The sequence below is a fragment of the Streptomyces sp. NPDC102402 genome, assembly GCF_044765765.1.
GTDB lineage: Bacteria > Actinomycetota > Actinomycetes > Streptomycetales > Streptomycetaceae > Streptomyces.
This window is the reverse complement of sequence record NZ_JBIWKR010000004.1, coordinates 300,185-313,898: the sequence shown is the minus strand read 5'-3', so window position 1 is coordinate 313,898 and position 13,714 is coordinate 300,185. Positions and strand designations below refer to the sequence as shown.

12 protein-coding genes and 1 riboswitch are annotated in these 13,714 nt (G+C 73.0%); of the genes, 7 read left to right on the top strand and 5 right to left on the bottom strand.

From position 1 onward, the window contains the following. Nucleotides 1-33 precede the first annotated feature (33 nt). The 5 genes from ACIRJR_RS15180 (at nucleotide 34) to ACIRJR_RS15160 (ending at nucleotide 5,323) form a co-directional block, all read left to right on the top strand. Nucleotides 34-1,884 carry an acyl-CoA dehydrogenase gene (locus ACIRJR_RS15180; protein ID WP_403779503.1) on the top strand — a complete coding sequence of 617 codons (1,851 nt, stop codon included), beginning with the start codon at nucleotides 34-36 and terminating at the stop codon, nucleotides 1,882-1,884. Beyond that, nucleotides 1,881-2,051, top strand: a complete 171-nt coding sequence (locus tag ACIRJR_RS15175) for a hypothetical protein (RefSeq protein ID WP_403779501.1) — start codon at nucleotides 1,881-1,883, stop codon at nucleotides 2,049-2,051. Before ACIRJR_RS15180 ends, ACIRJR_RS15175 begins: the two co-directional genes overlap by 4 nt. Before the next feature lie 83 nt (nucleotides 2,052-2,134). After that, nucleotides 2,135-2,322: riboswitch (cobalamin riboswitch) on the top strand. A 30-nt stretch (nucleotides 2,323-2,352) separates the two neighbouring features. Continuing rightward, nucleotides 2,353-3,426 carry an ABC transporter substrate-binding protein gene (locus ACIRJR_RS15170; RefSeq protein ID WP_403779498.1) on the top strand — a complete coding sequence of 358 codons (1,074 nt, stop codon included), beginning with the start codon at nucleotides 2,353-2,355 and terminating at the stop codon, nucleotides 3,424-3,426. A gap of 35 nt (nucleotides 3,427-3,461) precedes the next feature. Continuing rightward, nucleotides 3,462-4,508 carry a FecCD family ABC transporter permease gene (locus ACIRJR_RS15165; protein ID WP_403780329.1) on the top strand — a complete coding sequence of 349 codons (1,047 nt, stop codon included), beginning with the start codon at nucleotides 3,462-3,464 and terminating at the stop codon, nucleotides 4,506-4,508. Beyond that, nucleotides 4,505-5,323, top strand: a complete 819-nt coding sequence (locus ACIRJR_RS15160) for an ABC transporter ATP-binding protein (protein ID WP_403779495.1) — start codon at nucleotides 4,505-4,507, stop codon at nucleotides 5,321-5,323. Before ACIRJR_RS15165 ends, ACIRJR_RS15160 begins: the two co-directional genes overlap by 4 nt. A 75-nt stretch (nucleotides 5,324-5,398) precedes the next feature. Here the strand turns inward: ACIRJR_RS15160 and ACIRJR_RS15155 are convergent, their stop codons facing one another. Next, on the bottom strand, nucleotides 5,399-6,412 hold the full coding sequence (locus ACIRJR_RS15155) for a PRC and DUF2382 domain-containing protein (RefSeq protein WP_403779492.1): 1,014 nt from the start codon (nucleotides 6,410-6,412) through the stop codon (nucleotides 5,399-5,401). 336 nt (nucleotides 6,413-6,748) lie between these two features. On the opposite strand from ACIRJR_RS15155, the gene ACIRJR_RS15150 reads away from it, so the two are divergent. Beyond that, nucleotides 6,749-7,375, top strand: a complete 627-nt coding sequence (locus tag ACIRJR_RS15150; RefSeq protein ID WP_403780326.1) for an adenosylcobinamide amidohydrolase — start codon at nucleotides 6,749-6,751, stop codon at nucleotides 7,373-7,375. 46 nt (nucleotides 7,376-7,421) lie between these two features. Next, a complete protein-coding gene (locus ACIRJR_RS15145) occupies nucleotides 7,422-8,357 on the top strand; it encodes an NAD(P)-dependent oxidoreductase (protein WP_403779489.1) in 936 nt (311 codons plus the stop codon). A gap of 8 nt (nucleotides 8,358-8,365) precedes the next feature. Here ACIRJR_RS15145 and ACIRJR_RS15140 read toward each other — a convergent pair whose 3' ends face one another. The 4 genes from ACIRJR_RS15140 to ACIRJR_RS15125 all read right to left on the bottom strand — a co-directional run bounded on the left by ACIRJR_RS15140 (nucleotide 8,366) and on the right by ACIRJR_RS15125 (nucleotide 13,279). After that, on the bottom strand, nucleotides 8,366-9,640 hold the full coding sequence (locus ACIRJR_RS15140) for a sulfite oxidase (protein ID WP_403779486.1): 1,275 nt from the start codon (nucleotides 9,638-9,640) through the stop codon (nucleotides 8,366-8,368). A gap of 48 nt (nucleotides 9,641-9,688) precedes the next feature. Continuing rightward, entirely contained in the window at nucleotides 9,689-10,837 is a 1,149-nt protein-coding gene (locus ACIRJR_RS15135) for a homoserine O-acetyltransferase (protein ID WP_403779483.1), read from the bottom strand. Between the two features lie 5 nt (nucleotides 10,838-10,842). After that, nucleotides 10,843-12,204: a bifunctional o-acetylhomoserine/o-acetylserine sulfhydrylase gene (locus ACIRJR_RS15130; protein WP_403779480.1), complete on the bottom strand. Its 1,362-nt coding sequence runs from the start codon at nucleotides 12,202-12,204 to the stop codon at nucleotides 10,843-10,845. Nucleotides 12,205-12,406: 202 nt separating this feature from the next. Next, nucleotides 12,407-13,279 carry a SigB/SigF/SigG family RNA polymerase sigma factor gene (locus ACIRJR_RS15125; RefSeq protein ID WP_403779477.1) on the bottom strand — a complete coding sequence of 291 codons (873 nt, stop codon included), beginning with the start codon at nucleotides 13,277-13,279 and terminating at the stop codon, nucleotides 12,407-12,409. Nucleotides 13,280-13,714: the final 435 nt, after the last annotated feature.

Genomic DNA, 13,714 nt, shown 5'->3' with positions numbered 1-13,714 from the left:
GTCCTCGCCCGCACCACGGTCGTTGATTTCGTTATGACCGTGACCCTTGCCGACACCGCCCCACCGTCCACCGCCGAACAGCTGACCGGCGTCCTCCTCGGTCCGGAATTCCGCCGCGAACACGGGTTCTGGCAGCGGCTGATCAGTACAGAACCGTTCCGCCGCCCGGCCGGCGGAACGGCCGACGAGCGACTGGAACTGGCCTACGAGCGGTTGCGGATCCTCAACCGCTCCCTCGACAGCGGGGCCCGCCTCGCCTCCGACCCCCGCGCGCTCGACGCCCTGCACGCGTGGCTCGGCCCGGTGGACCCCGCGCTGACCACCGTGGCGGGCATCCACTACAACCTCTTCCTCGGAAGCCTCCTCGACCACGACTGCGTCGGCCGCCGCGACCTGTCGGACTATCTGGCCATGCGGCGCATCGGCACCTTCCTCTGTACGGAGGTGGCGCACGGCAACAACGCGGCGGCCATGGAGACCACCGCGACGTACGACCGTGAACGGGACGGCTTCGTCCTGCACACCCCGAACGCGGGCGCCCAGAAGTTCATGCCCAACACCGGCCCGGCGGGCGGGGCCAAGTCCGGACTGGTCGCCGCGCGCCTCGTCGCCGACGGCGGCGACCACGGCGTCCGCCTCTTCCTGGTGCCGCTCACCGATGACGTACGGCCCCTTCCCGGCGTCAGGGTTCGGCAGCTCCCGGCCCGGATGGGCAGCCCCGTGGACCACTGCCTGACCTCGTTCGACCGGCTGTTCGTCGGGCGTGACGCCCTGCTGGGATCCGGTGAGCCGGGCGAGGACCAGGGGGAGTTCCGTACCGGGCCGGGGGACAGGCGGCGGCGTTTCCTGACCTCGATCAGCCGGGTCACCCCCGGACGCATCTCCATGAGCGCCTGTGCGGCCGGTTCGGCCCGTGCCACTCTGGCGGTCGCCGTGCGCTACGGCGGTCACCGGCTGATCTCCGGGACCCGTGGTGCCCCGCCGGTGCCGGTCAACGCCCACCGCACCCACCACGGGCCCCTCGCCTCCGCCATGGCCATGGTCTTCGCCATGAGCCTGCTGTACCGCAGGGCACAGGAGCGATGGGAGGCCGGTACGGACGAGGAGGGGCGGCCGGACGCGGCGCGACTCGTCGACGTGGCCAAGGCGTGGATCACGTGGCGCGCCCGCGAGGTGATCGTCGAGAGCCGTGAACGCTGCGGCGCGCAGGCGCTGCTGGAGAACAACGGCATGACCGAACTCGTCACGGGCGTGGAAGGGGCCATCACCGCGGAGGGCGACAACATCGCCCTGTACGCGAAGGCGGCGGCCGACATGCTCTTCGCCGCCGGCCCCTGCGCCGAGGACGGCCCGGACCTGGACCCGCACCCCGGTGACCTGGCCGACCCCCGCTTCCTGGGGCGGCTCCTCGCCGGGGTCCAGGACATCTGGTTCGCCCGTGCCAGGGAGCGCGCGCAGCGGACCTCCGCCGCCGACACCCTCGGACGCTGGAACGCGGCCTCGGGCCCCGCTCTGCGCGGGGTGGAGGCGTACGCCTACCGGCAGGCGGCCGAGGCGTACGCCGACGCCCGCGCCGCGCTGCCCGAGGGGGCAGCCAGAGAGCGGCTGGGCGAGCTGGAGCGGCTGTTCGCCGTCGAGTGGGTGGCCCGCAACAGCGGCGATCTGCTGGCCGCGGGTTTTCTGAGGAGCGATCAGGTCGACGCGCTGGCGGAGAGCAGGGAGGAGCTGATCGGGGCCGTCGCCACCCACGCCCGGGATCTCGCGGACTCCTTCGCCCTTCCCGAGGAACTGCTCGCCGACTGGCCGATCGCCGGACCGGGCTACGCGGACGCGTACGACGATCCCGCCGGCCCCTGGAACGCCTCCCCGGCGGGCGCCCGATGAGCCCGGCACGCAGGGCGCCGACGGCGTGCGGCCGTCTGACGGAGCGCCTGGAGATCCTGGGCCTGCGCGCGGTCCTGCTGGCCTACTGGGGCACGACATCCGTCCTCGCCCGCCGGAGCGGGAGGCCGCCGGTCGACGGCGGCGAATCGGTTCACCCCGAGCGCTGACCGCCTGACGGGCGGCCGGCACGGAGGGGCCGAGGCGGTCCCGTCCTCGCGGCGACGGCTCCCGAAGCCGTCGCCGCGACGCGTGATAGCTTGCAGACGCCAGTCACACTCCACGTGGAGTCAGGGAATCCGGTGCGAATCCGGAGCTGACGCGCAGCGGTGAGGGGGACGGGCGGGGCCACGGCCACTGGGACACCCACGGGTGCACCGGGAAGGCGCTCCGTCCGGACGAACCCGAGTCCGAAGACCTGCTGGCACCCGCTCCCGGAAGGGGAGCGGAACTCCGTAGCGGGCTCCGCGCATGAGCCCAGAGACGCCGAGGGACCCTGTGCTGCCCATAGCCAGTGCCGTACGCCGAACAGCCCTGCTCATCACGGGACTTGTCCTTCTGGCCGCCTGCGGCCCCGACGGGGGCGCGTCCGACGGCGCCGCGCGGGAGGATTCCGCGGAAGGCTTCCCCGTGACGCTGGAGAACTGCGGCCGGACGGTGACCGTCGACGCGGCACCGCGTCGCGCCGTCTCCCTCAACCAGGGATCGACGGAGATCCTGCTCTCCCTGGGCCTCGCCGACCGGATCGCCGCCACCGCGACGTGGACCGACCCGGTGATGAAAGGCCTGGAGAAGGACGAGTCCGCGGTGGCGCGCATCGCCGGGAACCAGCCCTCCTCCGAGAAGGTCCTCGCCGAGGAACCCGACTTCGTCAGCGCCTCGTTCGAATCCACCCTCGGCACGGGCGGTGTGGCGTCCCGCGACCGGTTCGATGAGCTGGGCGTGCCGACGTACCTCGCGCCCTCGGACTGCATGGGCAAGGACAACACGGGCAGCAGCGACGGCTCCCGTACCGAGCCTCTGACCATGAGCCCCGTCTACGACGAAGTACGCGACCTGGCGAAGGTGTTCGGCGTACCGGAGCGCGGCGAGAAACTGGTCGCGAGTCTCCGGGACCGCGTCGACAGGGCGACCGAGGGCATCGACGCATCGGACGCCACCCTCCTCTACTGGTTCGCCAACTCCGAGGCTCCCTACATGGCGGGCTGCTGCGGGGCACCCGGCATCATCACCGGGGAGGTCGGCGCGAAGAACGTCTTCGACGACACGCGCGAGGAATGGCCACAGATCAACTGGGAGACCGTCGCCGACCGCGACCCCGACGTCCTGGTCATCGGAGACCTGACCCGCAGGTCGCAGACGGCCGAGAGCGCCGAGAAGAAGATCGAGTTCCTGGAGTCCAACCCCGCCACGAGGAACATGGACGCCGTCCGGCACAAGAGGTACGTCCTGCTCAGCGGTCAGGCGATGAACCCGACCGTCCGGACCGTGGAGGGCGTGGAGCGCGTCGCGGCGGGGCTGCGATCGTTCGGACTCGCGGGGTGACGAAGACCGAGCACGCCCCGGACACGGGCACGGAGATGCCGCACGCGGTCCGGCCGGCCGGCGGGGCCCGGTTCCTGGGAGGCGGTCTCCTGTGGAGCGCCGGGGCCGCCCTGTTGCTCCTGTCCGTCGCGGTCGCCGTCACGATCGGGCCCGCCCGCATCTCGGTGCCGGACGTCTGGTCAGCGGTGGCCTCGCACCTGGGCGTCGGCGGGACACGGCTGAGCCCGATCCGGGACGGCATCATCTGGAACCTGCGCATGCCCCGCACGCTGCTCGCCGCGGTGTGCGGGGCCGGACTCGCGGTGTGCGGCACGGTGATGCAGTCGCTGCTGCGCAACCCGCTGGCCGACCCCTTCGTCCTCGGCGTCTCCTCGGGGGCGTCGACCGGGGCGGTCGTGGTCGTCGTCCTGGGCGTCGGCGGGGGAGCGGTGTCGGTCTCGGCCGGCGCCTTCGCCGGGGCGCTGTGCTCGTTCGCCCTCGTCCTGCTGCTCAGCCACACACTCGGCGGATCGACCGACCGGGTCGTCCTCTCCGGGGTCGCCGCCATGCAGCTCTTCTCCGCGCTCACCTCCTTCGTCGTGATGACCGCCGCCGACGCCGAGCAGACCCGCGGCGTGCTCTTCTGGCTCCTCGGCTCGCTGAGCGGGGCCGGCTGGAGCGACGTGTGGATGTGCTCCGCGGTCCTCGCCGTGACCCTGGGGATCTGCCTCGGTCACGCCCGGACCCTGGACGCCTTCGCCTTCGGGCAGGACGCCGCAGCGGCCCTCGGGGTACACGTGGCCCGCACCCGGATCGTGCTGCTCTGCACCACCGCGCTGCTGACCGCCGCCCTCGTCAGCTCGGCGGGCGCCATCGGGTTCGTCGGACTCGTCCTGCCGCACGCCGCCCGCGCGCTCACCGGGCCGGGGCACATGAGGCTTCTGCCGGTGACCGCGCTCGCCGGCGCGGTGTTCCTGGTCTGGGTCGACACCCTGGCCAGGACCGTCCTCGACCCGCAGGAGGTGCCGGTCGGCGTGGTCACCTCCCTCATCGGGGTGCCCGCCTTCGTCCTGGTCCTGTACCGCACCCGGAGGGCCGCATGAGGCCAGGGAACGGCACTCCCGGTGACGGGCTGAGGGCCGCGCGGGTCAGCCGGGAGGCCGGCGGGAGGATCGTCCTGGACGGGGTGAGCATCGCACCGCCGCCCGGCACCACGGTCGGGCTCCTGGGACCGAACGGATCCGGGAAGACCACGCTGCTGCGGGTGATGGCGGGCGTGCTCACCCCCGGCTCGGGAGTCGTCACGCTCGACGGCCGCACACTCGCCGAGACCGGCCGGCGAGGAGTGGCGCGCCGGGTGGCCGTCGTCGACCAGCACGCGGTCACCCAGGTCGATCTGAGCGTGTCGGACGTCGTACGCCTCGGCCGCATCCCGCACCGGCGCGCCTGGTCCGCGCCCGGTCCCCAGGACGAGGCCGCCGTGCACGAGGCGTTGGCGCGCACCGGACTCCAGGACCGCGCCGCACAGTCCTGGCACACCCTGTCAGGGGGTGAGCGCCAGCGGGTCCAGATCGCCCGCGCCCTCGCCCAGCAGCCCCGTGAACTCCTGCTGGACGAACCGACGAACCACCTGGACATCCAGCACCAGCTGGAGCTGCTGTCCCTGGTCGCCGCGCTTCCCGTCACCGCGGTGGTCGCGCTCCACGACCTCAATCTGGCCGCGATGTTCTGCGACCGGGTCACGGTCATGAGGGAGGGCCGCGTGGTGGCCGCCGGAACGCCCTCGGAGGTCATCACCGAGGAACTCCTCGCGGACGTCTACCGGGTGCGCGCCGTGGTGACACCGGACGGGCCGGAAGGGCGGCCGTCGGTACGGTTCCTGCCGGGCCGGGCCGTCCACCCCCCGCCCCGGGCGTGACGAAGGGGCGGGCCCGTGAACGCCCGGGTCCGCCCCTCGCAACTGTCACGCGGCCTTCCGCCGCTGTGGGAGGGGTCAGCGACGTCGTCCCTGGCCGAACTCGCCGCCCATGTCCTTGTCGCTGCCCCTGTCCTTGCCGTCCGCGTAGTCGATCTTCTCCTTGCGGAGCTCGGCGGAGACTTCCTTCTGCTCGGTGACCTTGCTGGTCTCGAGACGGACCCGTTCCACCGGGACCGCCTCCTTGCGGACGGTGGCTCGTTCGGCGTGCAGGGTGACTTCGACGTCCTGCTCGCCGAGTTCGCTCCGCCCCTTCGTGCCTGCTCCCTTCTCACCCGGCTGCAGAGGCTCGCGCACCACGCGTACCTCCTCGTGGGACACGGGCACCGTCCGCGTGACGTTCTCGGTCACGACGTACTTGTGCAGGCGTGCCTTTCCGCTCTCGTACTCCTCCGTGCCGACCTGGAGCTGCTCCTCGGACCGGATCATCTCCTCCCGGCCTCCGGCGCCCGTGGCGGACCGCTCGGCTCCGGCTCCCGCGAGCGGGCGCGACGTGGAGGACGTGTCCATGTCGCGGTGCCTGCCCGCACCGGCACCGGTGGTGCCCATGCCGGCCGTGTTGCCGGTGGCCTTCGCCTGGCCGGCCGAGGTGGTGCGGGCGGTTCCGGCAGCACCGGCTGCCCCGGCCGCACCCGCGGCACCCATGGCTCCCGTTCCGGTCCCGGACGTGGTGCGCGCGTCGCCGCCCGCACCGGTGTTACCGGTGGCCTTCCTGGTCATGCCGTAGTGCCGGTAGAGCTCCTCCTCCTCCGAGACGGAGAGGTGCGCGTCCGCGTCCACCCGAGGGGCGTCCTTGACGCGGTCCTTCGGATGCGAGACGTGCAGGTCCGAGCCCACCCGGCGGGCTCCGGCAAGCGGTACGAAGCTCTCCTTCATGCCGAACATGCCGGTCTTGACCGTGATCCAGTCGGGCTTGCCGGTGTCGTCGTCGACGTACACCCGCCCCACCGTGCCTGCCTTTTCTCCGTCGCTGTCGTAGACGGTCAGACCGTCGAGTTCTCCGGAATCCGTGAAACCGTCAGCGGCTCCCATGGCCGATTCCTCCTCGCCCGGGCGCGTCCTGCGGTTGGGTCCAGCAGGGGAGGCGCGTCCGGATTCCATCGCGCCTCACCCGGATGGACGCTGCAACCTCCCGCCCTGGGCGGCGGCGGGCCCAGGACACCGGGGAGGGGTGGTGGCCCCGTTCCACGCGGATATCGGCCCGCCACACGCGTTACGCCATTCGGGTGAGCACCCGCCCGGGTGCGCCCGATGTGCGCAGGTGCCCCGCCCGTATGATCGACGCGCTCCTGCCGACCGTCGGCAGGCCTGTCACGGGGGTGCGCCATCGGATCCGCAGGCATCCGGCTGCCCCGGCAGCGCGGCGAACTGCTTTCCCGGCAGGAGAACGGCGCCGGGCTGCACCATCTCGTCTGGCGGCTGGGCCCCGGCTGGCGGGTGTGCAGCAGCGCCGTACTCGGCGGCGGGATCGGTCCGCGCGACTGGATCCTGAACGCCCAGGTGCCCGGCGGGTACCCCCGCCTCGACCCCGACCGACACCTGGCGGAGATCGCGGCGGCCGAGGCGCTCGACGGCCCGGGCGCCGGACTGATGACCGCAGCGGACGTCACCGCGTACACCCTCGCCGACGACGGAGGAGTGACCGCGACCGTCACCAGCGGCCTCGGCGTACGGGGATGGGCCGCCGTCCCGGCCGAGGGCACCGACGGCATGCCGCGACCGGGCACCGTCAACATCGTCGTCCTGCTCCCCGTGGCACTCTCCGACGCCGCCCTGGTCAACGCGGTGGCCACCGCCACCGAGGCGAAGGTCCAGGCGCTCCTGGACGCCGGACTCGACTGCTCCGGCACGCCGACGGACGCGGTGTGCGTCGCCGCGCCCGACCCGGGAGGGCTGCCGGGAGAGCCCTTCGCCGGGCCGCGCTCGCGGTGGGGCGCGCGACTCGCCAGAGCCGTGCACCGTGCCGTCCTGGAGAGCGCGCTGCCGCAGTCTTGAGCCCACCGGTCCCGAGACCGGCCCCGCTCCGACGAAGGGAACCCCCATGACCACCGCATCCGCCGCCGACGCCGCCCCCGGGACCCCGACCGTCGCGGTCCTCGGTACCGGGATCATGGGATCGGGGATGGCCCACAGCCTGCTCAGGGAACGGATCCCCGTCCGGGTCTGGAACCGCACGCGGTCCAGGGCCGAGCCGCTGGCCGCCCGGGGCGCCACCGTGACGGACACGGCCGAGGAAGCGGTACGCGGAGCCGATGTGGTCCTCACCGCGCTGAACGACGGCCCGTCCGTGGCGCAGACGCTCACCGCCGCCACCCCCGGGCTGCGCCCCGGCCAGGTCTGGCTGCAGAGCTCCACCGTCGGCCTCGACGCCACCACCGACCTCGTCCACCGGGCCGCCGGCCTGGGGCTCGTCTACCTCGACGCACCGCTCTCCGGCACCAGGCAGCCCGCCGAGCAGGGCACACTCACCGTGTTCGTCTCCGGTCCCTCGGCTGCCCGTGCCACCGTGCTGCCCGTCCTGGACGCCATCGGGCAGCGCACCGTATGGGTCGGGGAGGAACCGGGAGCCGCCACCCGGCTCAAGCTCGTCGCCAACACCTGGGTGATCAACCTGGTCAACGGCGTGGCGGAGTGCCTCAATCTCGCCGAAGGGCTCGGGCTCGACCCGCAGCTCTTCCTGGACGCCATGAAGGGCGGCCCCCTCGACACGCCCTATCTCCAGGGCAAGTCCGCGGCGGTGCTCTCGGGCGATCTCAGCCCGAGCTTCGCGCTCTCCACCGCGCTCAAGGACTCCCGGCTGATCCTCGAAGCGGCCGGGGCCGCGGGAGTGAGGCTCGATCTGGTCGCCGCCTCCGCCGAGCGGTTCACCCGGGCGGAGGCGGCCGGACACGGCGACGAGGACATGATCGCCACGTACTACGCCGGCCGCCCGGCCCAGGGGCATGCGCCCGGAACAGGCTCCGCGAGCCCGGCCTGACCCCGGGCTCAGGACCCGGCCGGCCCGACCACGGTGACCGGGTGCCTCACCACCGCGTCGAAGAGGTAGCCCTGCGTGTTGTGCGCGGTCGCGGCCGGCTGGGTGCGGCCGGACCGGTCCGTCGCCCGTGCGAGCAGCACACCGGGTCCCGTCGCCTCCGGGACCCAGTCGGCCGTCCACCGGACCCAGCTCCCGGACCGGGGCTCGTCCCGCAGCCGGGCCGGGCGCCACCGCCGTCCGCCGTCGGTGCTCACCTCGACCGAGCGCACGGGCGCGCCGCCCGACCAGGACCGGCCGGTGAGCAGATGCCTGCGGTGGACGGCGAAGGGGGCACCCTGTTCGAGCTCGAACGCGCTCTTGAGCGTCTGGCGGGTCAGCGGCGCGCTGCCCTCGGGCGGGTACCCGGGGCCGAACAGCCGGTACAGACCCGTGTTCCAGGGACTGAGCAACGGCTCCGCGCTCACCTCGATGTCGCCGACCCACTTGATGTTCGCTATGCCCACCCAGGACGGCACGATCAGCCGGACCGGGGCACCGTGGTCCGGAGGCAGCGGCTCGCCGTTCATCTCGTACGCGAGGAGCACGTCGTCCAGCGCCTTCGCCACCGGCAGCGGTCTGCGCACCCGGCCCAGGTTCGTCCCGTCGCTGACGACCTCCGCGTCCAGGCCGCGCGGCAGGACGTCGACCGCGTTCCGGCCGATGCCCGCCCGGCGCAGGACATCGGCGAGCCGTACCCCGCGCCAGCGCGCCGTCCCGATCGCGCCCAGGGTCCACGCGGTGCCGCTGACCTGCTGGCCCTGTTGCGAGCCGAAGAAACTCCGGCCGTTGCCCGCGCATTCGACGAACGCGGTACGGGTGACGGACGGCAGGGCGCGCAGCGCGGCGTACGAGAAGTCCACCGGACCCCCGGTCAGCCCGCTGCCCCAGACCGTCAGCTTCCACTCCGCCGCGTCGACGAGCGGCGTCGCGGTGTGGTTGCGCACGAAGAAGCGGTCGGCGGGAGTGAGCAGCCCGGTGTCCCGCAGCGCCGCGAAATTCGTCTCGGCATTGGTGCCGCGCACCGTGAACAGCTCGGGAGGCAGAGGTTTCACCACTCCCGGAAGCCCTTGCGCCGCGCGGGCGGGGGTGGCGGCTGCCGGGATCAGCGGGGCGGCGGCCGAGGCCGCGGCGACCAGCTTCAGCAGATCACGGCGGTCGATCCCGGCCGATCTCGCACGGCCGCGGGTCCATTGGCGAAGGCGCGAAAGGTCGTATGCGGCTTCGGACGGTGGCAGGGAACTCACAGGGGCGCTCCAGGGATGAGGAAGGGGCCGAGGACGGAGGGAACGGGCTCAGAGGGACGGCAGCAACTCCCGTACCAGATCGCCCACCTGGCCGGTCTCGATCAGGAAACCGTCGTGTCCGTACGGGGACTCGATGATCCGGAGACGGTCGGAGCCGGGCAGCAGCGCGGCGAGCTCCGCCTGTTGCGACAGCGGGTGGAGCCGGTCGGTATCGCTGCCCGCGACGAGTGCGGGCATGTCCGCCCGGCGCAGCGCACGCGCGAGGGAGCCGCGGCCACGGCCCACGTCGTGTCCGTTCATCGCCTCGGTGAGCGTCACGTAACTGCCCGCGTCGAAGCGGCGCACGAGCTTGGCAGCGTGGTGGTCGAGGTACGACTCCACCTGGTAGCGCCCGCCCCGGGAGGGCGGTTCGCCGGGCTGCGTCCGCCGGGCGAACCGCGCCGCCAGCTCCGCCTCGCTGCGATAGGTGACATGAGCGATCCGACGGGCCAGCCCGAGCCCCAGATGCGGGCCCGCGCCGGGCGCCGCGTCGTGGTAGCCGCCGCCCCGCCACCCCGGGTCGTTGCGGATCGCGGCGATCTGCGTGCTGCCCCAGGCGATCTGTTCGGCCGAGGCGGCGGCGGGAGCGGCGAGCACCAGCAGCGATCCCGTACGGCCGGGGTGGCCGACCGCCCATTCCAGCGCCCGCATGCCGCCCATCGAGCCACCGATGACCGCGGCCCACCGGCCGATCCCCAGGGCGTCCGCGAGCCGCGCCTCCGCCGCCACCTGGTCACGGACCGTCAGGTACGGGAAGTCCGCGCCCCACGGGGTGCCGTCGGGCCGCCGGGAGGAGGGGCCGGTGCTGCCCTGACACCCGCCCAGGACGTTCGGCGCCACGACGTACCAGCGGTCCGTGTCCAGAGCCCGGCCGGGTCCCACCAGCGCGTCCCACCAGCCGGCCGACGGGTGGCCGGGCCCGGCGGGCCCCGCCACGTGGCTGTCACCGGTCAGCGCGTGCAGGACCAGCACGGCGTTGCCGCCGTCCGGCGCGAGCCGGCCCCAGGTCTCGTAGGCCAGACGCACACCCGGCAGAGTGGCGCCGGACTCCAGCCGGAGCGGACCGTCGAGCGCCACCCACGAGCGGCGGCCGGCGGGGTCCCCCTCCCGCCAGCCCCCGGCAGCCGGCGGGAGGGGGAGGGCGGGGGGTGCGGCCACCCGGTTCAGGACGCCGCCTTCGCGGCGCGGAACCCTGCCTCCAGGTCCGCCTTGAGGTCGTCCACGTTCTCCAGGCCGACGGAGAGCCTCACCAGCCCCGCGGTGGCGCCCGTGGCGGCGAGCTGCTCCTCGGTCAGCTGACTGTGCGTGGTGGACGCCGGGTGGATGATCAGGCTGCGCACATCGCCGATGTTGGCGAGATGGCTGAACAGCTCGACGGCGTCCACGAACCGCTTGCCGGCCTCCACGCCGTCGCGGAGCTCGAAGGCGAGCACGGCTCCGGCGCCGCGCGGCAGGTAGCGCCGGCCCGTCTCGTACCAGGGGCTCGACTCCAGGCCGGCGTAGTGCACCGCCGACACCTCGTCGCGGCCCTCCAGCCAGCGGGCGAGGGCCAGCGCGTTGGAGGTGTGCCGCTCCAGGCGCAGGCTCAGCGTCTCCACGCCCTGGAGGAGCAGGAAGGCCGAGTGCGGGGAGAGCGCGGGTCCGAGGTCGCGGAGCAGCTGGACCCGCAGCTTCACCGCGAAGGCGCCGTGACCGAGATCCGGCCAGTACCGCAGGCCGTGGTAGCTGGGGTCGGGGGTGTGGAAGTCCGGGAAGCGGTCGGCGTGCGCGCCGAAGTCGAACGTGCCGCCGTCGACGACGACACCGCCGAGCGTGGTGCCGTGGCCGCCGAGGAACTTCGTCGCGGAGTGGATCACGATGTCCGCCCCGTGCTCCAGTGGCCGCAGGAGGTAGGGGGTGGGCACCGTGTTGTCCACGATCAGCGGAAGCCCCGCGGCGTGCGCCGCGTCCGCCACGCTCCGGACGTCGAGGACGTCGCCGCGCGGATTGCCGAGCGTCTCCGCGAACAGCGCCTTGGTGTTCGGCCGGATCGCGGCCCGCCACGCCTCGATGTCGTCCGGGTCCTCCACGAACGACACCTCGATGCCGAACCGGGGGAGCGTGTGCCGGAAGAGGTTGTACGTACCGCCGTAGAGGGAGGCCGAGGAGACGACGTGGTCCCCGGCGCCGGCCAGCGTCAGGAGAGCGAGGGTCTCGGCCGCCTGGCCGGAGGCGAGCGCGACGGCGGCGACTCCGCCCTCCAGAGCGGCGATCCGCTGTTCGAGGACGTCCTGCGTGGGGTTGTGGATCCGGGTGTAGATGTTGCCGGGCTCGGCCAGCGAGAACAGGCCGGCCGCGTGCTTGGTGTCCTTGAAGACGAAAGACGTCGACTGGTAGATCGGTACCGCACGGGCGCCGGTCGTCGGATCGGGGGCCGCGCCGGAGTGGATCTGCTTCGTCTCGAAGGACCATGCGGCCCCGGCGTCCTGACGGTCGTGGTCCTCGGGAGTGTGCCCCGCGGTGACGGAGTCGACGGGCTGGCTCATGTCATACCTCGCACGGTCGTTCGGGGATGTCCGCGCGAGCACGGTGGCGACGCGGCGGCGGTGTACTGGTTACGGACGGTAGAGGCCGCCCGAGCCGGTGCGGAAGCAGCTCGCCCACGTGGCCACGAAGCTGCAATGCCGCCGCAACAGAGCACGCCCGGCCGGCCCGCGGACCGCGGGCCGGCCGGGCGTGGTGGGCGGGTCAGTCCTGGACGAACATCCCGGCGCGCAGCGTGCGGAGGATGCGGCTCAGCAGCCGGGAGACGTGCATCTGCGAGATGCCGAGCTCCTCGCCGATCTGGGCCTGCGTCATCTCCTGGCCGAACCGCATGTCGATGATGCGGCGCTCCCGGGCGTCGAGGCCGCCCAGCAGCGGGGCGAGCGCATGGAGGTTCTCCACCGCCTCCATCGCGGGGTCGGGCTCGCCCAGCACGTCCGCGTAGGTGCGCGCGCCCGAGGCGCGGCCCGCCGGCTCCGCGGCGTCGGCAGGCATGTCGAGTGAGCCGGCCGTGTAGCCGTTGGCCGCGACGATGCCCTCGGTGACCTCCGTCTCCTCGAGACCGAGATCCTCGGCGAGCTCCCGCACCGTGGGGTCACGGTCGAGGTCGGCCGCCAGCCTCTCCTTGGCCTTCGCGAGGTCCACCCGGAGCTCCTGAAGCCTCCGCGGCACATGCACGGACCAGGTGCTGTCCCGGAAGAAGCGCTTGATCTCACCGACGATGTACGGCACGGCGAACGAGGTGAACTCGACCTCACGGGCGAGGTCGAAGCGGTCGATGGCCTTGATCAGACCGATGGTGCCGACCTGGACGACGTCCTCCATGTCGCCGCTGCCCCGGTTGCGGAAGCGTCCGGCGGCGAACCGCACGAGCGACAGGTTCATCTCGATGAGGGCGTTTCGGGCGTACTGGTGCTCGGGAGTGCCCTCCTCGAGCAGGTGCAGCCGGTCGAAGAAGAGCCTCGACAGATTCCGCGCGTCCCGCGGGGCGATCTGCCCGGCGTCCTCGATCCAGGGGAGACCGTCCGGTGCGCCTGCTCGTTCCGCACCGGCGGTCTGTGCAGTGTGCACGGTCATCCCGTCACGCTCCTCAGGTTGGATGCCACGAGGTGTGGTCGCCTGCCCGGGACTCCTCAACTCATGCATGAGAAGGCAGATTTGAGCCACATCGACGGCGGCATTGGCTGAGAACGGGCGTCATCGCTCTCATGGGCCGCCGCGGCGGGGCCGCGTGCGTGCGGGAGCACACAGAACCGCCCCACCGGTACGGGGGAGCCCGGTGGGGCGGTCATGTCCAGGGTGCCACAGGCCGAGGCCCGTTGGGGCCGTTCCCGCGCAGTGGCGCACGATTCGCCGCACGCGTGGCGGCGCCGGGCCGCCCGCTCCGTGCGGAGGACATCCGGGGGCGGTACGGGGGGCCGGCGGGCAGGTGCTCGCCGTGACGAGGGGAGGCGACGGGGAGGGGGCCGGCCGGCGCATTGATTGCACGCTCGTGAACAGAACGGCCGGCCG

Bases quoted from the DNA above. Each gene is read 5' to 3' on its own strand.
- ACIRJR_RS15180 (WP_403779503.1), top strand. From the start codon at position 34: ATGACCGTGACCCTTGCCGACACCGCCCCACCGTCCACCGCCGAACAG.
- ACIRJR_RS15175 (WP_403779501.1), top strand. From the start codon at position 1,881: ATGAGCCCGGCACGCAGGGCGCCGACGGCGTGCGGCCGTCTGACGGAG.
- ACIRJR_RS15170 (WP_403779498.1), top strand. From the start codon at position 2,353: ATGAGCCCAGAGACGCCGAGGGACCCTGTGCTGCCCATAGCCAGTGCC.
- ACIRJR_RS15165 (WP_403780329.1), top strand. From the start codon at position 3,462: ATGCCGCACGCGGTCCGGCCGGCCGGCGGGGCCCGGTTCCTGGGAGGC.
- ACIRJR_RS15160 (WP_403779495.1), top strand. From the start codon at position 4,505: ATGAGGCCAGGGAACGGCACTCCCGGTGACGGGCTGAGGGCCGCGCGG.
- ACIRJR_RS15155 (WP_403779492.1), bottom strand. From the start codon at position 6,412: ATGGGAGCCGCTGACGGTTTCACGGATTCCGGAGAACTCGACGGTCTG.
- ACIRJR_RS15145 (WP_403779489.1), top strand. From the start codon at position 7,422: ATGACCACCGCATCCGCCGCCGACGCCGCCCCCGGGACCCCGACCGTC.
- ACIRJR_RS15130 (WP_403779480.1), bottom strand. From the start codon at position 12,204: ATGAGCCAGCCCGTCGACTCCGTCACCGCGGGGCACACTCCCGAGGAC.
- ACIRJR_RS15125 (WP_403779477.1), bottom strand. From the start codon at position 13,279: ATGACCGTGCACACTGCACAGACCGCCGGTGCGGAACGAGCAGGCGCA.